Below are 24,391 nucleotides of genomic sequence, written 5' to 3'. Positions count from 1 at the left end.
AAGAAATGATGAACTATTCAAAAAATAATATATTAAATCAAGCAGCACAATCAATGCTTGCACAAGCTAATCAGCAACCACAAAATGTATTAAATTTATTAAGATAATTTAAAAATAAGTTACCATAAGAGTAAATAATATTGCTTTATGGTGACTTTTTTTATTTTAAAAAGTATTTTAAGTTTTATTAAAGATAAAAAAAAAAATAACGACAATATAAATATAAATGAAAAAACAGGAGATGAATTATCGTGTATACTATGGAAAAAAGTAAAGATAATTTAAGGATATTAAAAGTAAAAATAAATAATAAAGAAAGATATTTGGGAAGTTATTATAATCATAAGAAAGATATAGATAACTTTATAAATGCTATAGGAAAAATAAATGATAAAACGGTAGTGGTTACTTATGGAGTATTAGATGGTGAATATTTATTAGAATTAAGCAGGATAAAAAGTAAAAGTTTTAAAATAATAGTGTTTGAGAAAAGTGATGAATTAATAAAAAAAATGAAAAATGATAAATATTATAATGATTTTATTGAAGATGAAAGAATTAAAATTTTTAAATATGATGAAAGTAAAATTGATTTAATTTTAAAAAATGAATTAGAATTAGCAAATATATATAACGTTAAAACAGTAGATAATGAAATTTTATACTATTATAATAGTGAAGAGATTTTAAAAATAACAAAGGAATTGAAAAAAATAATTACTCATAACATTATAAATGATAATACAATAAAGCATTTTTCAGAACGTTGGTTTGAAAGTTTTGTTAAAAATTTTAAATACACTTTAAATAGTATATTTTTTGAAGAAATAAAAAATAAATTTAAAAATAAATCTGCAATAGTTATATCAGCTGGACCATCTTTAGAAAAAAATATAGAGCTTCTTAAAGAGTGTCATGAAAAATTTGTAATTATAAGTGGTGGAAGAACACTTGAAAAATTAAAAGAAATAGGTGTAAAACCAGATTTTTTTATTATGATTGATGGAGATGAAATAGCATATGATTTAGTTAAAGAGAATTTAAAATTTAATATACCACTTATTTTTTGTAATGCTACAAATGAGAAAATTTTACAAAATCATGATGGAATAAAAATATATGAACCAACTAGTGTAGATTTTATAATGAATATATTAAACAGAAATGCAGAAGGAAGATTTGGAGGAGGGTCTGTAGCACATGCATGCATAAGTACAGCAATTTATTTAGGATGTAATAATATAATTTTTATTGGTCAAGATCTTGCATATACTAATGATAAAGTTCATGCAGAATTTTGTGAAGCTAAGGATGATAAATATAAAGAGGAAGAAGTTTTTGATAATATAATAAACAAAAATGATTTATTTGTGGATGATATTTATGGTAAAAAAGTAAGAACAAGCAATCCTCTTAACATGTTTAGGGAGAATATTGAAGTTATAATAAAACAACATAAAGATATTAAATTTATAAATGCTACAGAAGGTGGAGCACATATAAATGGAAGTGAAGTAAAATTTTTAAATGAAGTTATTGATTTATATGGTAATTCGGAAAGTATAAATAAAAATTTAGAATTAAAACCTACATTAACAGAAGAAGAAAAAGACTTAATTATTAATGAATTTAAAAAGACAATACAATACTTAAGATATATAAAAATTAAATGTAGTAAACTTATTGAATTTAATGAAAAATTAAAAAATTTATATAATAAAGATAAACTTTTTGCTTATGATAAACTTGCAAAAATAATGGACATATTAGAAAAAGAGTTGAAAGAGTTATATTTAAAAGTACCGTATATAAAAAGTTTAATTTATCCAATAGTTGTTGATGTTGAAATAAATCCTATATGGAATGAAGATGATACAGAATTAGAAAGTGAAAAATTTGAAAAATTATATGATAAAACTAAATTTTTATATTCTACAATGAAAAGAAAAACTGAATATGCTTTAAATTTTATAGAGAAGGAGTGGGATGTAAATGAATAGTAGAGAAAAAAAGATAAGTTTATTAAAAACTATTATAGAAAGTACAAGCAATATAAATTTATATGTAAATGCAATAGCAAATAAATTATATGAAGGTGATGATAAAATTGCATTTGAAGGGTTAGCTTTTATATCAGAAGAATTGACATGGATTTTTAAAGGATTAGAGTTAACAAATGATATAGTAAATATGGAAAGTTTAAATAATACTATTATAGAACATTTTAATGTTATAGTTGAGAGTTTAGAAAATGAAGATTATATACTAATTGCAGATATATTAAATTATGAAATTAGTCCATTATTAAATGATTTAATAAATTTAATTAAAGAGAGTATAAAATAATGAAAATAGAATTTATACATTCTAAACAATGTGAAAAAATTCTTAAAGTAAATAATATTTATTTAAATAGCGTATATAATGCTAAAAAAGAAGCAAAAGTATTAATAGATGGGTACAAGAATTTATTAAATGATGATATTATTCATGTTATAGGGCTTGGAATGGGATATCATATAGTTGATTTATTAGATAGAGTTAAAGAAAATCAAACTATAAAAATATATTGTACCAATGAATATATATACAATAAAGTGAAAAATGAGCAACAAATAATTGATATATTAAAAAAGAAAAATGTAAAACTATATAATAGTAATAATATAAATAAATTTTGTCAAACATTAGATTTAAGTAGTGATATTATTATTAATAGACCATTACTTAAAGTTTGCTTAGATGATGACATTAAGCAAGTTATTGATAATTTTGTAATAAGTAAGTTTGGAATTAATAAATTTAAAGAAATTATGAGTGAAAATGAAATTAATAATATTAATATAAAATGTAATAATATAAATTATTTTTTTAAAATACCTAGTAAAAGAATAAAATTAATAGTATCTTCAGGCCCATCATTAGATTTATTAATAAATAGTATAAAAGAATATAAAGATAACTATGATATATATGTAGTAGGTTCAGCATTGTCAACACTTATGAAAAATAATATTAAACCTACTGCTATAATTATAATAGATTCAGAGGATATAGTAGCTAATCAATTTATTGGATATAATGAATTAGATGTACCATTATTATTTTTATTTACTGCATCTAAAGAAGCAATAAATAATTACAAAGGTCCTAAATATATTTTTTATAATAAGCCAAATAAGGGAAATATTATTATAAATACTGGTAAAACTGTAGCAGTAGCAGCTTTAGATATTGCAATAAAGAATAATAGTGAAAAAATAATTTTTATAGGTCAAGATTTAGCATATTTAAATGATAAAAGTCATTCTGAAGGTATTTTAGAAAAATATGGATTAAAAAATGAGGTTTTAATCAATAAAAGTTCTAAAAAAGTAATTGGTAGAAATGGACAAATTATGTATACAAATAAAGGCTATTTATTATTTAAAGAAAATATTGAAAAGTTAATTAAAGATAATAATAAAATTAAATTTTATAATTGTAGTTTAGGAGCAGAAATAAAAGGTGCAAAATTTACTACTATGAAGAAATTGTTTGAAGGTGATGAAATAAATGATTAAATATTGCAAAAGATGTGTGATGCCTAATACAAAACCTAATTTATCATTTGATGAAGAAGGAATTTGTAATGCATGTAGAAATTATGAAAAAAGAGATGCAGTAGATTGGAATAAAAGAAAAGAAGAACTTATGTCTATTTTAGATAAATATAGAAGTAAGGATGGTTTAAATTGGGATTGTATTATTCCTGTAAGTGGAGGAAAAGACAGTACATATCAAGTTGTTACAATGTTAGAATTAGGTATGAATCCATTATGTGTTACTTCAACTACTTGTCATTTAACTGAAATAGGTAGAGAAAATATAGAGAATATTAAAAATTTAGGTGTTGATTATATTGAAATTACTCCTAATAAGAAGGTAAGAAAACACTTAAATAGAATAGGATTATTTGAAGTAGGAGATATATCTTGGCCAGAACATGTTGGAATTTTTACAATACCTGTAAGAATAGCTGTGAATATGAATATTCCTTTATTAATATGGGGAGAGAATTCTCAAAATGAGTATGGAGGACCAGCGGCATCAACAGAAAATAATATTTTAGATAGAAAATGGTTAGAGGAATTTGGTGGATTATTAGGATTAAGAGTAAGTGATCTTATAGGATATGAAGGAATAAAGAAAAATCAATTAATTCCATATACATATCCCACAGATGAAGAACTAAAAGAAGTTGGAGTTACAGGATTATTTTTAGGGCATTATATACCATGGGATGGATTATCGAATGTACTTTTAGCAAAAGCACATGGATTTAAAAGTTGGGGCAAAACTATAGAAGGTTCAGCAGTGGATTATGAAAATATAGATAATTATCAAGTAGGAATTCATGATTATTTCAAATTTTTAAAATTTGGTTTTGGAAGAGCATCTGATTTAGTATCTATGCATATAAGAAGAGGTAGATTAACAAGAGAACAAGGAATGAATATTGTTAAAAATTGTGATGGTAAATTCCCATGGACATATTTAGATAAACCACTAGAAGAAATTTTAGAACCATTGGATATAACAGTAGATGAATTTATAAAGATTTGTGACCAATTTACAAATAAAAAGTTATTTAAAATAGATAGAAATGGGGAGCTAATAAAAGATAAAAAAGGAAATTTAGTGAAAATTAATTATGACAATGATTAAAATTAGTTATATTTAAGAAAGGTAAAGCAATGAGTGTATGTATAATTGACTATGGAATGGGAAATTTACTATCAGTTAAAAGAGCCTTTGAAAAATGTGGAGCTGATGTGAAAATAGCAAAAAAACCAGAGGAACTATATTTAGCAACACATATTATACTTCCAGGAGTAGGAGCTTTTGCTGATGGTATTAATAATTTAAAAGTAGGAAAATGGGATAAGGTTTTAGATGAAATAGTTAAAGAAAAAAAGATACCTATTTTAGGAATTTGTTTAGGTATGCAATTGTTTGCTACATATGGATATGAATCTGGAGAAGTAGAAGGATTAAATTATATAGAAGGTGAAGTTGTAAAACTAGAAGCAAAAGAAATCTTTGAAAGAGTACCTCATGTTGGTTGGAATGATATAAGAAAGATAAACAATAATGAATTATTAGAAGGTATTGAGGATAATACTGATTTTTATTTTGTTCATAGTTATAAATACATAACAAAGAATGAAGAAGATATTGTATGCAAAACAAATTATTGTGGAGAGTTTACATCTGTAATAAATAAAGACAATATTTGGGGAGTTCAATTTCATCCAGAAAAAAGTCAAAAATCAGGATTTAAATTAATTAATAACTTTCTAAATTTATAAGATTGGTGGAGGAATACTTACATGTTAAAAGTTAGAGTTATACCTACATTATTGTATAAAGAAGTTGGATTGGTAAAAGGGATTGGTTTTAATTCATGGCGAAGAATAGATACAGTATTGCCTGCTATTAAAGTTTATAATATGAGAGAGGTAGACGAATTAATTTTATTAGATATAGAAGCAACTATTAAAAGTAAAGAACCAGATTATGAGTCTATCAAGGAGTTCTCTAAAGAATGTTTTGTACCCTTTTGTGTAGGTGGAGGTATAAAATCTATTGATCATATAAGAGGTCTTTTAAGAGCTGGAGCAGATAAAGTATGTATAAATTCAGAGGCATATAATAATTTAAATTTAATAAGAGAAGGTGCTAAATTATTTGGCTCTCAATGTATAGTAATAAGTGTAGATTTTAAATGTATTGATGAAAAATATTATTGTTTTTCACAATCAGGAAATTTTAACACTGGAATTTTAGTAGAGGAATGGGTTAAAATTGTTGAAGAAGCAGGAGCAGGAGAAATTATTTTGACTTCCATAGATAAGGATGGAACCATGAGTGGTTATGATTTAGAAATAATAAAAAAAGTAGTTGATATTGTAAGTATTCCTGTTATAGCATCAGGCGGTGCTGGTAAGTATGAGGATATGTTTAAAGCTATAAATTATAGTAAAGCATCAGCTGTTGCTGCAGCTAGTATATTTCATTTTACAGAAATGACTCCTAAAGAAGCTAAAATGTATTTGTCAAATAAAGGAATAGCAACTAGAAGTTAAATAACTATAGTAATGAAAATTTTATCAAAGGTGGTAAATAGATGTTAAATGATAAGGTAATTTTAATAACTGGTGGAACAGGATCATTTGGTAAAAAGTTTGTAGAGAGAATACTACATGAATATAATCCTAAAAAGATAATAATTTATTCAAGAGATGAGTTTAAGCAAGATTTAATGAAAAAAGAATTTATGAAAAAGGCGAAAAATAAATATCATAAACTTAGATTTTTCATTGGTGATGTAAAAGATAAAGACAGATTGTATAGAGCGTTAGTTGGTGTAGATTATGTTATTCATGCAGCTGCTATGAAGCAAGTTCCAGCATGTGAATACAATCCATTTGAAGCAATAAAAACAAATATAAATGGAGCACAAAATTTAATTGATGCATGTATTGATAGAGGAGTAAAGAAATGTGTTGCACTATCAACAGATAAAGCTGTTAATCCAATTAACTTATATGGAGGAACAAAGCTTGTATCAGACAAATTATTTATCTCAGCTAATGCATATTCTGGAGAGTTTGGTACGATATTTTCAGTTGTTAGATATGGAAATGTGGCAGGGAGCAGAGGTTCTGTAATACCGTTTTTTAAAAGTTTAATTGAAGATGGAAAAAAGGTGCTTCCTATTACTGATTTTAGAATGACTAGATTTTGGATAACATTAGATGAAGGTGTTGATTTAGTTTTTAAAGCATTAAAAGAATCAAAAGGTGGCGAAACATATATTTCAAAAATTCCTTCTTTTAGAATAACAGATTTAGCAAAGGCTATGTTAGATGATGTTGATATGAGAGAAGTAGGTATTAGAGAAGGGGAAAAACTTCATGAAGTAATGATAACAAAAGATGATTCAAGAAGAACATATGAATATGAAAATAATTATATAATATATCCTAATTTTGATTGGTGGGATGAGAAAAAGCATTTTACTAAAGGTGGAAAATTAATAGAATTGGGATTTGAATATGATTCAGGAACGAATTCACAATGGCTTTCAGTTCAGGAGTTAAGAAGAGCTATGAATGATTTAGGTATATTTACACATAAAAAGTAATTTTAAATTTAAGGAGATTAGAATGCGTGAGTTAGCAATAAATGGAGGAAAACCAATTAGGAATACATATCTTGCTTATGGAAAACAAACTATTGATGATGATGATATAGATAATGTGGTAAGTGTTTTAAAAGGTGAGTACTTAACTACAGGGCCTATAGTAAATAAATTTGAAAATAGTATATTGAATTATGTAGGTAGTAAATATGCAGTAGCAGTATCCAATGGTACTGCAGCATTGCATATGGCGTGTCATGTAGCAGGAATTTCAAAAGGAGATGAAGTGTTAGTACCAGCTATTACTTTTGCAGCTTCCTCTAATTGTGTTTTGTATTGTGGTGGAACACCAGTATTTGTAGATGTGGATCCTTATAGTTATAATATTAATGTTAATGAAATAAAGAAAAAAATAAATGATAAAACAAAGGCAATTATAGTTGTAGATTTTGCAGGACAATCTGTAGATATGGATTCTATTTTACAAATTGCTGAAGAATATAATTTAATTGTAATTGAAGATGCAGCTCATGCTTTTGGAAGTGAGTACAAAAATAAAAAGGTTGGAATAAAAGCTCATATGACAACATTTAGTTTTCATCCTGTAAAGCCAATTACAACAGGTGAAGGTGGTGCTGTTGTAACGAATAGCAAGGAGTTATATGAAAAAATGTTATTATTTAGAAGTCATGGTATCACAAGAAATTGTGAATTTATGACTGAAAATCAAGGGCCTTGGTATTATGAACAGATTGATTTAGGATATAATTATAGATTAACTGATATTCAAAGTGCTTTAGGATTATCTCAAATAAAGAAAATAGATAAATTTATAAAAAAAAGAAGAGAAATTGTTAAAATATATAATGAAAATTTTAAAGACATTGATGAAATAGTTATACCTTTTGAATATGAATATTCAAAATCAGGATATCATATATATGTTTTATTGTTAAATTTAAATAAATTGAAGTGTGATAGAAAAACTATATTTGAAGCATTACAAGCTGAAAATATAGGTGTTAATGTCCATTATTTACCTGTATATTTGCATCCATATTATAGAGAATTAGGATATAAAAAAGGAAGTTGTCCTATAGCAGAAGATATTTATAATAAAATGATAACTATACCATTATTTCCTTCAATGAGTAATAAGGATATTGAAGATGTTATAAAAGCAGTGAAAAAGGTTATTAATTATTATAGAAAGTAGGAAGTAACATGAAAGTTGTATGTTTGATTCAGGCAAGAGTCGGATCTACTAGATTACCAGGGAAAATTTTAAAAAATGTATGTGGGAAAACTATTTTGAATCATGAAATTGACAGATTAAAAAAATGTAAAGAAATAGATGAAATAGTAGTAGCAACAACTAATAATACAAATGATGATGAAGTTGTAAATCATGTAAAAAATTTATCTGTTAAATATTTTAGAGGTTCAGAAAATGATGTTTTATCTAGGTTTTATCATGCTGCTAAAGAAGAAAATGCAGATATTGTTGTTAGAGTAACGAGTGATTGTCCATGTATAGATTTTGAAATATTAGATGATGTTGTGAAGTATTTTAAAGAAGCTAATAAGGATAGGAATATTGACTATGTATCAAATACATTGAGAAGAACTTATCCAAGAGGATATGATGTAGAAGTATTTACCTTTAAGAGTTTAGAGAAAGCGTATATTAATTCAAATAAAGCATATGAAAGAGAGCATGTAACTCCATATATTTATGATGATAAAAATGGTTTTTTAAAAGAAGGATTTGAATTTGAAGAAAACTATTCTAAATATAGAGTTACTTTAGATACTATTGAAGATTATATTGTAATAAAAAATATATTTGAAAATTTATATTTTAAAAATAAGTATTTTAAATTAAAAGATGTTGTGAATTATTTGGATAACAATTTAGATGTTGTAAATATAAATAAGAATATTGAGCAGAAAAAATTATATTAACAATATTAATGAGGTATATATGATAACATTAAGAAAGTGTAATTATAATGATTTAGATAAAATATTTAAATGGATAAATGATGCTGAAGTTAGAAAAAATTCTTTTAATAGTAGTTATATTAGTTATGAATCACATATAAGATGGTTTAATGAAAAAATAAATTTAAATAATATATATATATATATTATTTTAAATGATAATAAAGAGATAGGTACAATTAGATTAGAAAAAAAAGATTCAAAAGCGATAATATCATATTTAATAGATAATAAATACAGAGGACATGGATATGGTAATGAAACAATTAAATTAATAAAAAAAGAAGCTATTATTAATAATATAGATATATTAGAGGCTAGTGTAAAAAAAGACAATATGTTATCTAGAAAAATATTTATTAATAATGGCTTTTTTGAAATTGAAGAAAATGATAAATATTTATATTTATATTTTCTTAAAAAGGAAAAGGAGATAGTATGAAGTTACAAGATAAAATTAAAAATGGCGTATATATTATTGCAGAAATGTCGGCAAATCATGCAGGAAGTTTAGAAAATGCTTTAGAATTAGTAAAAGTAGCTAAAGATTGTGGAGCAGATTGTATAAAGATTCAAACATATACAGCAGATACAATAACTATAAATTGTAATAATGAGTACTTTAAATTAAAAGGTGGACTTTGGAAGGGATATAATTTGTATGATTTATATAATGAAGCGCATACACCATGGGAATGGCATAAAGCAATAAAAGATGAAGCAGAAAAATATGGATTAGATTTTTTATCTACACCTTTTGATAAAACATCTGTAGATTTTTTAGAAGAACTTGGTGTTGAATTTTATAAGATAGCATCATTTGAATTAGTTGATATACCATTAATTAAATATGTTGCATCAAAAAGAAAACCTATAATAATGTCATGTGGTATGGGGAGTATAGAAGAAATAGAAACAGCAATAAATGCAATAAAATCTGAAGGCAATGATGATATAATTTTATTAAAATGTTGTAGTCAATATCCGGCAAATTATGACAATATGAATGTTTTAACTATAACTGATATGATAGAAAGATTTCAATTACCAGTAGGGTTATCAGATCATTCAATGGGAAGTGTTGCACCAGTTGTAGCTACAACTTTAGGAGCAAGAGTAATAGAAAAGCATTTTTGTTTAAGTAGAGAAATTAAAAATCCAGATAGTGAATTTTCAATGGAACCTAAAGAATTTAAAGAAATGGTAGAGGCAGTAAATTTGTCTTTAAGAATTAAAGGAAAAGTATCTTATTATTTAAGTGAAGAAGAAAAAAGAGCTAAAAATACAAGAAAGTCTATTTTTTGTGTGAAAGATATAAAAATAGGCGAGGAATTTACAGAAGATAATATAAGAGTTATTAGACCAGGATATGGACTAGAACCTAAATATTATGATGAAATTTTAGGTGAAAAATCTAAAGTTAATATAAATTATGGAGAACCAATAAAATTAGAATATTTTAAGTAATAAATAAAATGGTGATTTATAATGATAGGAATAAGAGTTGATTCAAATAAAAATATAGGTTTAGGGCATGTAATGAGATGTCTATCTATTGCAGAGGCTAGTAAAAACAGAGATAAAATATTATTTATTGTGTGTGACAATGAATGTGAAAAAATTATCAAAAATAGAAATTTTAATTGTATTAAACTTTTAAACAAATATGATGATTTAAATAATGAAGTTTATGAAATTAAAAAAATAATATATAAGTATAAAATATCTAAATTATTAATAGATAGTTATTTTGTTACAGATTATTATTTAAAAGCTTTAAAAGAAGTTTGTAAGATTATATATATTAATGATTTTTTAGAATTTAGATATGATGTTGATGCAATTATAAATTATAATATATTTTCTGAGTATATTGAGTATTCAAAATATTATAAAAATAATCAAATATTTAAAGGTACTAAATATGTTCCTTTAAATAAAGTATATGAAAATATATCGTATGTATTAAAAAGAAAAGTAAAAAATATACTAATTACTACAGGTGGAACAGATATAAATAATATAAATAGATTAATATTAAATAGGATTATAGAAGATGATAATTTTAAAGATATAAATTTTAATATTATAATAGGAAAATATTTCAATATTATAGAGGAAGAAAAAAATTTTTATAATAGATATTCTAACATAAATTTAGTAGAAAATATCAATGATATGTCTAAAATAATAAAAGAATCAGATATAGTAATTAGTGCAGCAGGATTTACAATGTATGAAATATGTTCCATTGGTGTACCATGTATATTATTGAGTAATGGGTCAGATTTAGCAGCAAAATCATTTTTAAAGAAAAAATCAATTATATATGGAGGAGATTGCAATAATCTTGATTTAGATGTATTAATTAAAAAAATATATTATTTAATTAATAATTTTGAAATAAGAAAAAAATTAAATAAAAATAGTAAGAATATTATTGATAAAAAAGGTTCATATAGAATATTAGATATAATAAATAATATATGATAATAATTATTAAGAGGTAAATAGCATGGATAAATATATTGTAGAAAAAAGTAAAGATAATTATGATATATTGAAAATAGTAAATGACAAGAGAAGTATATACATAGGAAGTAAATATAATGAAAAAAGAGAAATAGATAAATTTATAAATTTAGCTGGTGAAATGACTGAAAAAGATAATTATGTTGTTTTAGGTTTAGGAACAGGAAATCATATAAAAGAACTAATTAAAGCTAAACATAATCAAGCAAAAATACTTGTTATTGAATGTGAAAAAGAATGGAGTAATAAATTAAATTTTAAAGATAAAGATGTAATTGTGGCAAAAAGTATAGAGGATATTCAAAATTTTTTATATAACTATGTAAATGAATTTAATATACATTATCTAAAAATAATTCCTTATGCTAACTATAATAAAATATATGAAAAAGATATTGCTTATGAATGTAAGTATATAAAAGAGTATTTTGAAAAACTTATTATCAATATTAATACAAAGATCAAATTCCATGATATTTGGTTTGAATTTAGAATTAAAAATTTAAAATATTTATGTGAAAGCACATATATAACTGAACTAAAAGGAAAATATAGAAATAAACCAGCAATAATTGTTTCTGCTGGGCCTTCTTTAAGTAAAAATATAGAATGCTTAAAAGATAATAAAAATGCCTTGATAATTAGTGGTGGAAGAACTTTAAAATCTCTTTTAGGAATTAATGTTATTCCAGATTATGTAACAATTATTGATCCAAGTGAATATTCATATGCTTTAGTAAAAGATTATATAGGTTTTTATCATAATACTTTAATATATATGGATAATATTAATAATAAAATTTTAAATAAGCATAAAGGGAAAAAAATAATACTTTCAGACAATAAAAAAATAGAAAGAATATATATAGAAGAACATATAAAAAAATATTCAGGAGGATCAGTATCACATACAATGACAGAGCTTGCTATTCTTATGGGATGTAATCCTATAATATTTATAGGGCAAGATTTTGCATATACAAATGATAAAGGACATGCTGATATTGCTAGTAGTCCATGGAAAAGAGTAGATATTAAAAATTATGAAGAAGATGATGATGTATATGTAAAATCTTTAGATGGAAGTATTCTTAGAACAAGTAAATATTTAAATCTTTTTAAAAAAAACATGGAATATATAATAGATGAACATAAACATATAGAATTCATTAATGCTACTGAAGGTGGAGCATTAATAAAGGGAGCTGAAAATAAAACTTTAAAAGAAACTTTAGAAAATATAAACTATAGTTTAGATAATTCTAATACTGTAAAAGAAAAAATACATGAAAATATTATTGTAAAAAATAAAATTATAAATTGTATTAAAAATACTATTGTTAATATAAATAAAATTAATAAATTAACTATAGAAATATTAGATTTATTAAAAAAAGCAGAACAAAGTATTAAATTTGATTTAAAAAATAAGCAATATATTTTTTATAAATTAGAAAAGTTAGAAGAAAAATATACTAATATTGAAAAAGGAATATATTTTTTTGAAGAAATTCTTTATCCAATAATATATGAAGTTAATTACGAAAAAGAATATATAATAAAAAATAATGATAATAATATTAATGAGATAATAAAACAAATAAAAAGAAAAGAGTTGTATTATTCCAAAATAAATAATATATATATAGAAAAAATAGAATTTATAAAAAAATGTTTTAATGAAATAGAGCAGGAAAATATAAAGAATTAAAGTTTTGGTAATAATAGCAGATGAATTTATAGTAAGTAATTTAGCATAACAAAGTTTAGATGAGAAGTATAATATGATTAAATTTTATATATTATAAATTTTTAATTTATAAGCGAAGATAGAAATTTATATAAAAACTAATAATATTAATATATAATGTATATTACAAAAAAATATGTTGCAATATATGAAAATTATCTAGTAAAAATATATAATATTTAAAAACAACATAAAAATATTATGCTAAAGTTTGGGATTTAGTCAAAAAAGTTATGGACATATTTGCAACAAGAAATTAGATGAGGTAATAGAATTTATAAATAATCATAAGCATAATATTAAGGCTATGTGTACCATTATAGGCATAGCTAGAAGCAAATATTGTAAAATTTTTTGATAAAACTATAAGTATGTAAGAGAAGAAGAAAATGATGAGTTAAAGTCAGATATTAAAAGAATATATAAAGACAATAAAGGTATATATGGTGATCATAGAATTCATTATATATTCTGTATATAAGGCTTCAATGTATCATTGAATAGAGTTTAGAGACTAATGACTGAAATTGATATTTGTGTAATAAATGTAAGAAATACAAACCGTATTCAAGTAAAAAGGTAGTAGAATGTTTAGAAAAAGTTTTTAAAAGGGATTTTACTAATACTTATATATAATGAAAAATTTGTAGGGGATATTGCATATATTCATATTATAAAAAATGCTTGGTGTTATTTACCTTCAGTTCTAGATTTATATTCTAAAAATATAATTAGCTATGCTTTTAGTCAGAGAATGATTAATGATTTAGTTACTAAAGTCTTAAAGAATGTTTATTATAGCCAATTTTCTAATAAGAATAAGCGATTAATATTTCATAACGATTTAGACTCTCAATATACTAGTAATGAGTTAAAAGAACTATGTAGTTAATAGCACTATTTTAAATATATTGAAGGTTAGTATAACAGAAAAAGTCTGCACTCTTCTATTAATTATATGACTCCAAATTAATGTGAATTATTTGATAGAAGTGTAGCATAAAAAAATTACTTTTTTCATATATTAATATGAAATCCAAATTATTATATGAAAAAAGGATGATTTTGTTTATTTTTATAAATTTTATTTACTCAATAATATATATAGATATAAAATAGAAAGTTGGATTACATAATGGTTACTAAAAATTTTAATATATTAAACTATAAAATATTGAAGAAAAATGTATTACATAAATTTAATGAATATAATATTGAAGAAATGCAAAATAAAATAAAAAAATATATAGACAGCAATATTTGTGATTTAGAAGGAATTTTATTTGAAATTAAATTAGATATATTAAAAGGAAATTTACATGATGCTGAAATTAAATTGAAAAATATATATACAAAATATGAATATAACTTTGAAGTGAATTTGTTATTATGTGAAATACACTATAAAAATAAAAATTATTATGAATCTATGAGACAATTAATAATATGTAATGTATTAAATACAAGTAAGAATTATGAAATTGAAAAAATAACTAATGATATATTAAATAATTATATAGATTTAAATCAACAAATAATTTTATTAAAAGATGTGAAAAATAAATTCTTAAATTTAGATAAAGAGTATAGTATTAACTATGATGGAATATATGATATAGGAAAAGCAATTAAGGTATTAGGAAAAACTTACTTTGTTGGACTTTATGACTACTATTATTATGAAAGAGATGCATTATTTAAAGACATTGCATCAGAATTATCTAATTTATTTAAGATAGAGGTTATTCCAGGAAAAGTACATAAATATTTTAAATATAAAGCAGAAGTAGATACTGTAATTCCAATAATGAAAATAGATGAAGGTAGTATTATTGAAATTTTTATAAATAAAGAAAAATATAATTTTAATAGTTTGATTTATAATAGATTTTATTATTATAAAGTAAAATCTGGAGATGAAGTATTAATAAAATCAAATAAAAATTTTATTATAGGAGATATAATAAAATTAAAGTTAAATGAAAGTAAACCTAAATTAATTTTGAATATATTTATAGATGGATTATCTCAAAAATTTATTGAAAAAAATAAATTAGAAGAAATAATGCCTAATACTTATAAATATTTTTTAGATGGAGCTATAAATAATAATTGTTATAGTAGTGGAGAGTGGACATATGTAAGTTTAGCTAGTCACTTTACAGGTTTATCAACAGTTAATCATATGGTTTTCCATCCTAATATAAACACAGATAATATTAAAAAATTAGATTTATATACAGAGATATTTAAAGAAAATGGGTATAATACTGCTAAAATAGATGGTGATTGGAGAAGTTGTCCTAAAGTTGGATATGTTAAAGGAATGAATAGATATGTTTATCAAGCATCAATTAGAGGAATGCATGTTAATGAAGTAATAGATGAAGCAATAGAACATATTGAAGCATTTAAAGAAACTAATAATTTTTTATGGATTTGTATACCAGATTTACATGATATTGCAGATGAATATGAAACAAGATTAAGTACACAAATAGAAAGTGATATAAATGTACGAGTTAAAAATAAAACGATTGGAACTAGTGTTCGTAAAAGGTATGATATTGGTAAAATAGAAAGATATAGAATACAGTTAAAAAGAATAGATAGATATTTAAAAATTATATATGATTATATTAATGATAATTATAAAAATGATGAAGTAATAGTTTCAATATTTTCTGATCATGGACAAGGATATTTTATAGAAGATGGGAAAGATATGTTAGAAGAAGAGCGAGTAAAGGTGCCATTAATGATAAAAGGAAAAAATATAAGTAGTGGGCAATATGATGAAATGATTCAAGCTTATGATATGTATCGGATAATTTTAAATGCTATTGGAATAGAAGATAAATTTAATAATGATGCAAATCTGCCTAAATATTTTGGTGGAAATAAAGAAAGAGATTATACTATAAGTGAAAGTATTTTTCCTAATGAAACTTATAAAGCTACAATAAATGATAAGTATTATAAATTCTTTTTTGAAAGTGAGGAAAAAGTAACTATAGATGGAAGAGTTAAATTAAGAAAATATAATATTAAATTAATCAATAAGAAAAACGATGAAGATGAAACTTTAAAAGAAATAGATATAGCTGAAAAATATTCTAATATAATTATTGAGCATATAAAATCAAGAATTATATTTTAAGTGGTTTAAAATATGGAATATATACAAAGTATTTTTGAAAAAATAATGATTAAAAATAAAATAGATAATAGTAAAGTGAAAGAAATTATACAAATAAATGGACTTACTAATAAGAATTATAAAGTTAGTACAGAAAATAATGAATATATTTTAAGAATTCCTGGTAATGGAACAGAAAAAATGATAAATAGAAAAATAGAAAAAGAAAATACTGTTTTAGTAAATGAATTAAATATAGATGCAAAATTACTATATTTTGATGAAGATAGTGGAATAAAAATAAGTGAATTTATAAAGGAAGCTAAAGCATTAGATAAAAATAAATGTAGTTATAAAATAAATATGAAAAAAATAACTAATATATTTAAAATACTTCATAAAAGTAATAAACTAATGAAAAATGAGTTTAATATAATAAATAAAATTCAGGAGTATGAAAAATTATTGAATGAATGTAATGGTGAGTTCTTTGAAGATTATTATTTTTATAGAGAGCAGATATTTAAATTAGAAGAAGTAATGTGTAATTTAGGTAAGGAAATTACATCATGCCACAATGATTCATTGGCTGAAAATTTTATACTTGATAAAAATGAAAAATTGTATTTAATTGATTGGGAGTATTCAGGATTAAATGATTATACATGGGATTTAGCATCATGTATTTTAGAAAATGAATTTTCAAAATATGAGGAAGAATTATTTTTAAATTATTATTTTGAAGGAAATGTAGAAGAAAAAATAATGATTAAAGTTTTAATAAATAAAATTTATCAAGATTTTTTATGGAGTATTTGGGCACTTGTTAAATCATATAACGGTGATGATTTAATGGAGTATGGTTTAAATAGATATATTAGAATGAAAGAAAATTTTAAGATTTTTCAGCAAAAATATAATTTTAAAAGGTGAAAATATGAATGCAATAATTTTAGCTGCAGGTTTAGGCAGTAGGTTAAAGCCATTAACTAAAGAGGTTCCTAAACCTTTAGTTAAAGTAAATGGGTTAAGTTTAATTGAAAGACAGATATATTTATTAAAAGAAGCAGGCATTTGTGAAATTATTATAGTTATAGGATATATGAGTGATAAATTTAAATTTTTAGAAAAGAAATATAATGTAAAACTTATATATAATAATAAATATAAAGAATATAACAATATTTATAGTTTATATTTAGCACAAGATTATTTAAATAATACATATATATTAGAAGGAGATGTATACTTAACTAAAAATTTATTTATAGAAAATTTAAAACACTCTACATACTTTGCTGTAAAAAAAGAAATGTATGAAAATGAATGGGTTTTGAAGTATGATAATAAGAAAAGATTACAAGAAATTTATATAGGATATGAAAAAGGTGCATATGTGATGTCTGGAATATCATATTGGAACATTGATGACACAAAAGTGATAAAAGATAAATTAAATAAATTAATAAAAAATAAAAATTTTAAAAATTTATATTGGGATGATATTGTGAGAAAAGAAGTTGAAAATTTTAATATAAATGTAGAAGAAGTAGATTTTAATTGTGTTTATGAAATAGATACAGTAGAGGATTTGGAGAATGTACCATATTAAAATTATTTAATTAACAAATGTAAAATAATAAAGATAGGATGTGATTATATGAGGATAAATAAAAATATATATTCATTAAATATTTTCAAAAATTATACTAAAAATGTAAAAAATAATGCTACTGCTTTAGAGAGAATATCAAGTGGAAAAAAAGTAAACTCTTCTAAGGATAATCCAATTAAAATTGAGAGAAGTGAAAATATAAATATTAAAATAAGAGCTTTGCAAAAAGCAAATGAAAATCTTCAGGATGGGATATCATGTATACAAATAGTTGATTCAAGTATGGGGGAGATAAGTAATGCATTAATTAGAATGAGAGAATTAAGTGTTGAGGCAGCTAATGATAGTTATACTAAGGAAGATAGGGAAAGTATAGCATTAGAAATTGATCATTTGAGTAAATTTATAGATGAAACAGTTGAAAATACTAATATAAATGGGAATAAATTATTAGGGGATGATAAGGTAGTTGATAATACAAAACCAATATTAAAAAAGTTACAAATTGGTTCAGAAGTTGGAGAGACTATGGATATACCATATTATAATTTAACATGTAAAAATTTAAACATAGAAAATATAAATGTAATTGATAATCCTTCTGGTGCAATAAGTTCATTGGAAAAAGCTCTATCTGAAGTAACGGAGTGCAGATCTTTATATGGTAGTATATATAATAGAATGGAAGAGTCTATAAATATTGTTTTAAGCAATGGTAATACATATGAAAACTCATATAGTGAAATGATTGATGCTGATATAGCATTAGAAATGTTAGAGTTTAGTAGAACATCAATATTAATGGAGTCATCAATATCACTAATGAATCAAAGCAATAATTTCCCTAAAGAAATATTAAATATATTATCAGGGTTAATTAAATAAATGGATTAATAGATATATATTTTATTAAATTCTTATAAAAAATAGCTTATTATTTTGTGGAATTACCTAATTTTTTAAAGCATATAATTTTAATTAATCTTTCTAAGAAATTTTTTTATGTTAATTTTTAAGTGTACAATTAAATTTGAGATATATTAATATAATAAGGAGATTATAAATGAAAAAAATACTTATAATAGGTTCAGGAGAAGATTTTATAGACGTTGTTAATATAGCTAAATCAAAAAAATTATATGTTATTGTTTGTGATGGAGTTAAAGAAGGAGTAGCTAAAAAATATGCTGATAAATATTATGATATTGATATAAATGATTATGATAGTATAGAGAGAATAATAAAAAGGGAAAAGATAGATGCTATTTTTACATCATTTTCAGATAAAACTTTAAAGGTTTATGCAGATATGTGTAAAAAATTTGATTTAAATTGCACTTTAACACCAGAATTAGTGGAGTTGTTAATTAATAAAGAGAAAATGAAAAATAAATTTTTACAAGACTCCATACCAACTGCTAAGTTTACATATATAGGAAAAGAGTTTTTTGAAAATGAGATTAAGGATTTAAAATTTCCATTAGTCATGAAACCTTTGGTTAGTAGTGGCTCTAAAGGAATATTTATAGTTAACAATATACAAGAAATACGAGAAAATATTCAAATGGTATTAAGTACTTGTAATAATGAAAAATTAATTATAAATAAAATTTTACTAGAAGAATTTATTGAAGGTGAAGAAGTAATAATAAGTGCTTGGGTATGCAATGGAAAACCTTATATACAATTTATAAATGATAGAGAATTATATATAAAAGATAAAGGAAGAGCAGGTCAAGCAATAAGAAATATTATTCCATCAAAACATATTAAATATATTGAAAAAGAAGCTGAGAACCTACTTAATAATATAGTAAGTTCATTTAAATTTAAAAATGGACCATGTATTATACAAACAATTTTATCTAAAGAGGGATTGAAAGTAATAGAAGTATTAGGAAGAATTTCAGGTGTTAATGATCATAAAGTAAATGAGAAAATTGGTGGAATAAATACATTGAAATTATTTTTTGATTATATTTTAAATGGTAAAGTGGATATGAAGTTATTAGAACATGATGATAAAATTATAAAAAAAAGTTGTATATTTTTTCCTGTGATTTTAAAGAGTGGAGTTATAGGGGATATTGAAAATTTAAATGAGGTGAAAAAATTATCATTTGTATCACATATAGATAAAATGAAAAATATTGGAGATGAAGTTAAAGATACTGGAGATATGATGTCTATAGCTGGAAGGATATTTATAGTAGCAGAAAATTTATATTTAGCATATAAATATGAAAAAATAGTTAAGGAAAAATTAAAAATAAAAGATATAAAAGGAAAAAATATGATAGATAATTTTTAAAAGAAGGAATATAGGAAATATTATGAGAATAAGAAATTTTTTTATATTATTTTTAATACCTGTAATTTTTGCATTAACAGGTTGTAATAGAAGTGAAGTAAATAAAGATAGAAAATTGGTAATAGCAACGCAAATTGGATTATCTCATTCAGGAACAATTTTAATGAATGAATTAGGTATATTAAAAAAGAATTTACCAGATGATGTTAAAGTTGAATTGGTAGAAATAACAGGTGGTGGAGCAGCTGTAAGAGAAGCCATAACAACTAACAATGTCAATATAGGTGGTATGGGAATACCTCCGTTTCTTATTGGAATAGATAAGGGCATGGAATTAAAACTTTTAAATGGATTTGCAGTAAATAAATATATGTTAGTAGCAAATAAAGATAATATTCAAAGTGTTGAAGATATAGGTGATATTGATAAAATTGCAATTTTACAATATGGAAGTATTAATCATATTATGCTTTCAATGATATCAAAAAAAGTTTTTAATGATGCAAATAAATTTGAAAATAATATGGTAATAATGCCTGAATCTGATTCAGTAGCTGCAATGGAGTCTGGCGCTGAAGTTTCACTTTATTTAGGATCACAGCCTACAATACAAAAGGCTATAAATTTAGAAAATACTCATGTTATTGCTGATGTTGAGGATTATATTGGTAAAATAACAACGGTAGTTGCCGTGGCAAATGATAAATATTCAAAGGAAAATCCAGATATATGTGAAGCTTATGTTAAATCATTAGAAGAAACTTTTAATTATATGAAAGAAAATAAAGAAGAATGTATTGAAATTTTAGCAGAAAAATTTAATATGAGTGCTGAAGAATTAAAAGATATATATAATAAAGTTTTATTTAGTACAAATATTTATGGTTTTGATGAAATAGGTGAATTTATGTATGAAAATGGATATATAGAATCTAAACCTTTAACATTAAAAGAAGCAATGTCTAAATAGAAAATCAAGAGAGTGTTAAGATATGAAAAAGGTATTAAAAAATATATTTATACAGAGATTATTATGGATTGTGTTACTTTTGTTAGTATGGGAAATAACAGTGTTATTGAAATTAATTCCTCAATCAGCGTTGCCGAGTATTGGAGATGTTTGTAAAGAACTTATTAAATCTATTACAAAAGGAGAATTATTAAGGCAAACATTTAATTCTATTTCAATTATATTGAAAGCTATGGTAATATCATTTATTATGGCTCTAATAATAATTTATTTATCAGAAATATCAAAAATATTTAAAAGTTTTTTAGATACAGTAATATTAATCTTAAATCCTTTACCTGGAGTAGCTATTTTACCATTAATTATGATTTGGTTTGGAATCAGTGAAAATGCTATATTAGCAATAATAGTTCATGCTATTGTTTGGCCACTAATTATAAATCTTAACACAGGATTAAATGATATGCCAAAGGTTTATAGAGAAGTATCTATGAATTTAGGGTTATCTTCATTAAAATTTATAAAAGATATATTACTTTATAGCACCATGCCGTTTATTATTTCAGGATTTAAGATAGGATGGGCTAGAGCTTGGCGGGCTTTAATAAGTGCAGAAATGATATTTGGAGCAGTAGGATCAGTTGGTGGGATAGGTATATATATATATAGGCAAAGAGCATTTGCAAATCCATCAGGAATTTTCGCGGGATTAATTATAGTAATGGTTATAGGTATATTTATAGAGGAAGTTGTATTTAAATTTATAGAAAATAAAACTATCAATAAATGGAAATAACTAAACATTGATAAAAGGGAAAATAAATATATGAAAGAAAAATTAAAGTTAGTTGGAATAGAAAAATTTTTTTTTAATAATGAAAATAAAAGGATTATATTAGATAATGTTAATCTAACTATATATGATGGTGAGTTTGTGTGTATATTAGGTTATTCTGGCTGTGGAAAATCAACATTGCTTAGAATTATAGCTAATTTTGAAGAAATAGAAAAAGGTAAGATATTGTTAGATGGGAAAACAATAACTAAGTCTACTCCTAAAATATTCATGATGTTTCAGAGCTTTGATCAGTTATTTCCTTGGAAAACTATAAAAGATAATTTAGTATATGCATTAAAAGCAACTAAAATAGAAGAAGATAAAAAAAAGGCAAATAATATAGCAATAGAGTATTTAGGATTGGTAGGATTATCGGAATATATTAATAGTTATCCTCATCAACTATCTGGTGGGATGAAACAAAGAGCTGCATTAGCTAGGGCATTAAGTTTAAAACCAGATGTATTATTAATGGATGAACCTTTGGGTTCATTAGATGCTATAACTAGAAATGAAATACAAAAATTAATATTAGATATATGGGAAAAGTATAAAATAACTATAGTTTTTGTAACTCATGATGTAGATGAAGCGATAAAGTTGTCAACTAGAATTTTGATTATGGATGATACTATTAAAGGAATAAAATATGATATTAAAAATAAAACATCTTTAATTAAAGAAGATATTGAAATAAAGCAATATAATAATTTATTAAAAGATAAAATTATTAAAAGTATGAATCATTAAATAAAATACTGCTAAAATTAAAATAAGAAAGTATAATATGTAATATTTTGATTTGTTTAATTATTAAATACAAGATAGATAAGTTATAAATATATACAAGGAGTAATATAAATGTTTTATGTTCTTTCAATTGGAGCTGGTATTGAGCATTTGGAAAGTATTTTGTTGAGTAAGGAATTAGGTTATAAAGTTATAGCTGTTGATAGAGATAAATCAGCAGTAGGTTTAAAATTTGCAGATATATCATATATAATAGATATTAAAAACGAGGAAGAAATAATAAATATAGCTAAAAAATATAATATTAAAGCTGTATTACCAACACCAATAGGAAGATATTTATCAACTGTAGGTGCTGTGAATGATGCTTTAAATTTAAAGGGAATAGGAAAAGAATCAGCATTAAAATGTGTTGACAAAGTTGAATTTAATAAAGAGATGAATAAAAAAGGAGTTCTTTGTGCTAGTCAGCTTGTGGCAAAAAGTAAAAATGAAATAATTTGTGCAATTAATAAAATTGGAATTCCATGTATAATTAAACCTAGATTTGGATCAGGAAATAGAGGAGTTAGAATAATATATAATGAGTATGATAAAAATAGAATTATCAGTGAGCATTTAAATGAAAGAGGCGATGATGATAGTTTAATTGAATCTCAAATAGTTGGGCGTGAATTTGGAATAGATGCAGTTATTTATGATGGAATATTCAAATTAATTTTAGTAAGAGAGAAAACAATAACTGAAATACCATATAGACAAGAGACTGGATATATATGTCCTGCTGATATAGAAGAATCATTAACTATAAAAATAGGAAAAACTATTGAAAATGTATGTAGAGGAATAAGTATTGATAATTGTTTAATTAATGCTGATATAATAATTGATAAAAATAACAAAGTATATATTATTGAATTATCAGGAAGACCATCAGGATATTATATTTCTAAAAAAGTTATTCCATATGTAACAGGAATTAATTTTTTAAAAGAAGGTTTAAATATGGTTTTAAATAGAGAGTATAATTTTACTGTAAAAAGCAATAAATTAGTTAGAATTAGTTTTTTAAGTGATTTGAATCATGGGTTGCATAATATTCCAAGTAATGAAGAGTTAAAAGAAAGATTTAATCTATTGGATAGTAACGTTAATATTATGAAATGTGATGAAATTGATACTTTTAAATCAGGTAAAGATGTATATAAAAGAGGATTTATTTTATTAAAAGGAGATAGTTATAAAGAGATGGATGAAAATTTAAAAGATATTTATAGCTATTTAAATTCATAGGAG

General features: G+C 23.2%; 24 protein-coding genes. All 24 read left to right on the top strand.

All coding sequences use genetic code 11. The features are described 5' to 3' along the window. On the top strand, nt 1–107 hold a 107-nt coding region (locus Q5O29_RS09655; protein WP_302632076.1), incomplete at its 5' end, for a flagellin. Between the two features lie 153 nt (nt 108–260). Beyond that, the gene (locus Q5O29_RS09650) at nt 261–2,000 is read left to right on the top strand and encodes a motility associated factor glycosyltransferase family protein (RefSeq protein ID WP_302632074.1); all 1,740 of its coding nucleotides are present in this window, start codon (nt 261–263) and stop codon (nt 1,998–2,000) included. Beyond that, nucleotides 1,993–2,346, top strand: a complete 354-nt coding sequence (locus Q5O29_RS09645) for a hypothetical protein (protein WP_022212742.1) — start codon at nt 1,993–1,995, stop codon at nt 2,344–2,346. The genes Q5O29_RS09650 and Q5O29_RS09645 overlap by 8 nt, the downstream gene beginning before the upstream one ends. Beyond that, a complete protein-coding gene (locus Q5O29_RS09640) occupies nt 2,346–3,563 on the top strand; it encodes a motility associated factor glycosyltransferase family protein (protein ID WP_022212741.1) in 1,218 nt (405 codons plus the stop codon). The genes Q5O29_RS09645 and Q5O29_RS09640 overlap by 1 nt, the downstream gene beginning before the upstream one ends. Continuing rightward, nucleotides 3,556–4,707, top strand: coding sequence for an N-acetyl sugar amidotransferase (locus Q5O29_RS09635; RefSeq protein WP_022212740.1), 1,152 nt, complete (start codon nt 3,556–3,558; stop codon nt 4,705–4,707). Before Q5O29_RS09640 ends, Q5O29_RS09635 begins: the two co-directional genes overlap by 8 nt. Nucleotides 4,708–4,736: 29 nt before the next feature. Next, complete coding sequence (gene hisH / locus Q5O29_RS09630) at nt 4,737–5,351, top strand: imidazole glycerol phosphate synthase subunit HisH (protein ID WP_022212739.1); 615 nt, start codon at nt 4,737–4,739, stop codon at nt 5,349–5,351. A gap of 21 nt (nt 5,352–5,372) precedes the next feature. Further along, nucleotides 5,373–6,128, top strand: coding sequence for an imidazole glycerol phosphate synthase subunit HisF (gene hisF / locus Q5O29_RS09625; RefSeq protein ID WP_022212738.1), 756 nt, complete (start codon nt 5,373–5,375; stop codon nt 6,126–6,128). 41 nt (nt 6,129–6,169) lie between these two features. Continuing rightward, complete coding sequence (gene pseB, locus Q5O29_RS09620; protein WP_022212737.1) at nt 6,170–7,189, top strand: UDP-N-acetylglucosamine 4,6-dehydratase (inverting); 1,020 nt, start codon at nt 6,170–6,172, stop codon at nt 7,187–7,189. Between the two features lie 22 nt (nt 7,190–7,211). Continuing rightward, entirely contained in the window at nt 7,212–8,402 is a 1,191-nt protein-coding gene (pseC, locus tag Q5O29_RS09615) for a UDP-4-amino-4,6-dideoxy-N-acetyl-beta-L-altrosamine transaminase (protein WP_022212736.1), read from the top strand. 8 nt (nt 8,403–8,410) lie between these two features. Beyond that, nucleotides 8,411–9,151: a cytidylyltransferase domain-containing protein gene (locus tag Q5O29_RS09610; RefSeq protein WP_022212735.1), complete on the top strand. Its 741-nt coding sequence runs from the start codon at nt 8,411–8,413 to the stop codon at nt 9,149–9,151. Between the two features lie 19 nt (nt 9,152–9,170). Further along, nucleotides 9,171–9,632, top strand: coding sequence for a GNAT family N-acetyltransferase (locus tag Q5O29_RS09605; protein ID WP_022212734.1), 462 nt, complete (start codon nt 9,171–9,173; stop codon nt 9,630–9,632). After that, the gene (gene pseI, locus Q5O29_RS09600) at nt 9,629–10,657 is read left to right on the top strand and encodes a pseudaminic acid synthase (protein WP_022212733.1); all 1,029 of its coding nucleotides are present in this window, start codon (nt 9,629–9,631) and stop codon (nt 10,655–10,657) included. Before Q5O29_RS09605 ends, pseI begins: the two co-directional genes overlap by 4 nt. Nucleotides 10,658–10,678: 21 nt before the next feature. Further along, nucleotides 10,679–11,680 carry a UDP-2,4-diacetamido-2,4,6-trideoxy-beta-L-altropyranose hydrolase gene (gene pseG, locus Q5O29_RS09595; RefSeq protein ID WP_022212732.1) on the top strand — a complete coding sequence of 334 codons (1,002 nt, stop codon included), beginning with the start codon at nt 10,679–10,681 and terminating at the stop codon, nt 11,678–11,680. Nucleotides 11,681–11,705: 25 nt separating this feature from the next. Further along, nucleotides 11,706–13,433: a motility associated factor glycosyltransferase family protein gene (locus Q5O29_RS09590; RefSeq protein ID WP_022212731.1), complete on the top strand. Its 1,728-nt coding sequence runs from the start codon at nt 11,706–11,708 to the stop codon at nt 13,431–13,433. 652 nt (nt 13,434–14,085) lie between these two features. Beyond that, nucleotides 14,086–14,364: a DDE-type integrase/transposase/recombinase gene (locus Q5O29_RS12055; RefSeq protein ID WP_370545601.1), complete on the top strand. Its 279-nt coding sequence runs from the start codon at nt 14,086–14,088 to the stop codon at nt 14,362–14,364. Nucleotides 14,365–14,607: 243 nt separating this feature from the next. Beyond that, on the top strand, nt 14,608–16,632 hold the full coding sequence (locus tag Q5O29_RS09585) for a sulfatase-like hydrolase/transferase (protein WP_022212730.1): 2,025 nt from the start codon (nt 14,608–14,610) through the stop codon (nt 16,630–16,632). A 12-nt stretch (nt 16,633–16,644) separates the two neighbouring features. Further along, nucleotides 16,645–17,544 carry a choline kinase family protein gene (locus Q5O29_RS09580; protein WP_022212729.1) on the top strand — a complete coding sequence of 300 codons (900 nt, stop codon included), beginning with the start codon at nt 16,645–16,647 and terminating at the stop codon, nt 17,542–17,544. Between the two features lie 4 nt (nt 17,545–17,548). After that, the gene (locus Q5O29_RS09575) at nt 17,549–18,223 is read left to right on the top strand and encodes a sugar phosphate nucleotidyltransferase (RefSeq protein WP_022212728.1); all 675 of its coding nucleotides are present in this window, start codon (nt 17,549–17,551) and stop codon (nt 18,221–18,223) included. A gap of 48 nt (nt 18,224–18,271) precedes the next feature. Continuing rightward, on the top strand, nt 18,272–19,111 hold the full coding sequence (locus tag Q5O29_RS09570) for a flagellin (RefSeq protein WP_022212727.1): 840 nt from the start codon (nt 18,272–18,274) through the stop codon (nt 19,109–19,111). Nucleotides 19,112–19,289: 178 nt separating this feature from the next. Further along, a complete protein-coding gene (locus Q5O29_RS09565; protein ID WP_022212726.1) occupies nt 19,290–20,537 on the top strand; it encodes an ATP-grasp domain-containing protein in 1,248 nt (415 codons plus the stop codon). 22 nt (nt 20,538–20,559) lie between these two features. Then, nucleotides 20,560–21,507: an ABC transporter substrate-binding protein gene (locus Q5O29_RS09560; protein ID WP_022212725.1), complete on the top strand. Its 948-nt coding sequence runs from the start codon at nt 20,560–20,562 to the stop codon at nt 21,505–21,507. A gap of 22 nt (nt 21,508–21,529) precedes the next feature. After that, entirely contained in the window at nt 21,530–22,303 is a 774-nt protein-coding gene (locus tag Q5O29_RS09555; RefSeq protein WP_022212724.1) for an ABC transporter permease, read from the top strand. A gap of 30 nt (nt 22,304–22,333) precedes the next feature. After that, entirely contained in the window at nt 22,334–23,095 is a 762-nt protein-coding gene (locus tag Q5O29_RS09550) for an ABC transporter ATP-binding protein (protein ID WP_022212723.1), read from the top strand. Nucleotides 23,096–23,206: 111 nt separating this feature from the next. Continuing rightward, nucleotides 23,207–24,388 carry an acetyl-CoA carboxylase biotin carboxylase subunit family protein gene (locus Q5O29_RS09545; RefSeq protein ID WP_022212722.1) on the top strand — a complete coding sequence of 394 codons (1,182 nt, stop codon included), beginning with the start codon at nt 23,207–23,209 and terminating at the stop codon, nt 24,386–24,388. Nucleotides 24,389–24,391: the final 3 nt, after the last annotated feature.

It is taken from the genome of Clostridium sp. CAG:265, assembly GCF_000436575.1.
GTDB classification, from domain to species: Bacteria; Bacillota; Clostridia; order Clostridiales; family Clostridiaceae; genus Clostridium; species Clostridium lentum.
This window is presented reverse-complemented; position numbering and strand designations above follow the sequence as displayed.

Coding starts and splice junctions, on each gene's coding strand:
- Q5O29_RS09640 (WP_022212741.1), top strand. CDS start 2,346: ATGAAAATAGAATTTATACATTCTAAACAATGTGAAAAAATTCTTAAA.
- Q5O29_RS09610 (WP_022212735.1), top strand. CDS start 8,411: ATGAAAGTTGTATGTTTGATTCAGGCAAGAGTCGGATCTACTAGATTA.
- Q5O29_RS09545 (WP_022212722.1), top strand. CDS start 23,207: ATGTTTTATGTTCTTTCAATTGGAGCTGGTATTGAGCATTTGGAAAGT.
- Q5O29_RS09565 (WP_022212726.1), top strand. CDS start 19,290: ATGAAAAAAATACTTATAATAGGTTCAGGAGAAGATTTTATAGACGTT.
- Q5O29_RS09580 (WP_022212729.1), top strand. CDS start 16,645: ATGGAATATATACAAAGTATTTTTGAAAAAATAATGATTAAAAATAAA.
- Q5O29_RS09635 (WP_022212740.1), top strand. CDS start 3,556: ATGATTAAATATTGCAAAAGATGTGTGATGCCTAATACAAAACCTAAT.
- Q5O29_RS09570 (WP_022212727.1), top strand. CDS start 18,272: ATGAGGATAAATAAAAATATATATTCATTAAATATTTTCAAAAATTAT.
- Q5O29_RS09590 (WP_022212731.1), top strand. CDS start 11,706: ATGGATAAATATATTGTAGAAAAAAGTAAAGATAATTATGATATATTG.
- hisH (WP_022212739.1), top strand. CDS start 4,737: ATGAGTGTATGTATAATTGACTATGGAATGGGAAATTTACTATCAGTT.
- pseG (WP_022212732.1), top strand. CDS start 10,679: ATGATAGGAATAAGAGTTGATTCAAATAAAAATATAGGTTTAGGGCAT.
- Q5O29_RS09585 (WP_022212730.1), top strand. CDS start 14,608: ATGGTTACTAAAAATTTTAATATATTAAACTATAAAATATTGAAGAAA.
- pseC (WP_022212736.1), top strand. CDS start 7,212: ATGCGTGAGTTAGCAATAAATGGAGGAAAACCAATTAGGAATACATAT.
- Q5O29_RS09650 (WP_302632074.1), top strand. CDS start 261: ATGGAAAAAAGTAAAGATAATTTAAGGATATTAAAAGTAAAAATAAAT.
- hisF (WP_022212738.1), top strand. CDS start 5,373: ATGTTAAAAGTTAGAGTTATACCTACATTATTGTATAAAGAAGTTGGA.
- pseI (WP_022212733.1), top strand. CDS start 9,629: ATGAAGTTACAAGATAAAATTAAAAATGGCGTATATATTATTGCAGAA.
- Q5O29_RS09575 (WP_022212728.1), top strand. CDS start 17,549: ATGAATGCAATAATTTTAGCTGCAGGTTTAGGCAGTAGGTTAAAGCCA.
- Q5O29_RS09555 (WP_022212724.1), top strand. CDS start 21,530: ATGAAAAAGGTATTAAAAAATATATTTATACAGAGATTATTATGGATT.
- Q5O29_RS09550 (WP_022212723.1), top strand. CDS start 22,334: ATGAAAGAAAAATTAAAGTTAGTTGGAATAGAAAAATTTTTTTTTAAT.
- Q5O29_RS09605 (WP_022212734.1), top strand. CDS start 9,171: ATGATAACATTAAGAAAGTGTAATTATAATGATTTAGATAAAATATTT.
- Q5O29_RS09560 (WP_022212725.1), top strand. CDS start 20,560: ATGAGAATAAGAAATTTTTTTATATTATTTTTAATACCTGTAATTTTT.
- Q5O29_RS09645 (WP_022212742.1), top strand. CDS start 1,993: ATGAATAGTAGAGAAAAAAAGATAAGTTTATTAAAAACTATTATAGAA.
- pseB (WP_022212737.1), top strand. CDS start 6,170: ATGTTAAATGATAAGGTAATTTTAATAACTGGTGGAACAGGATCATTT.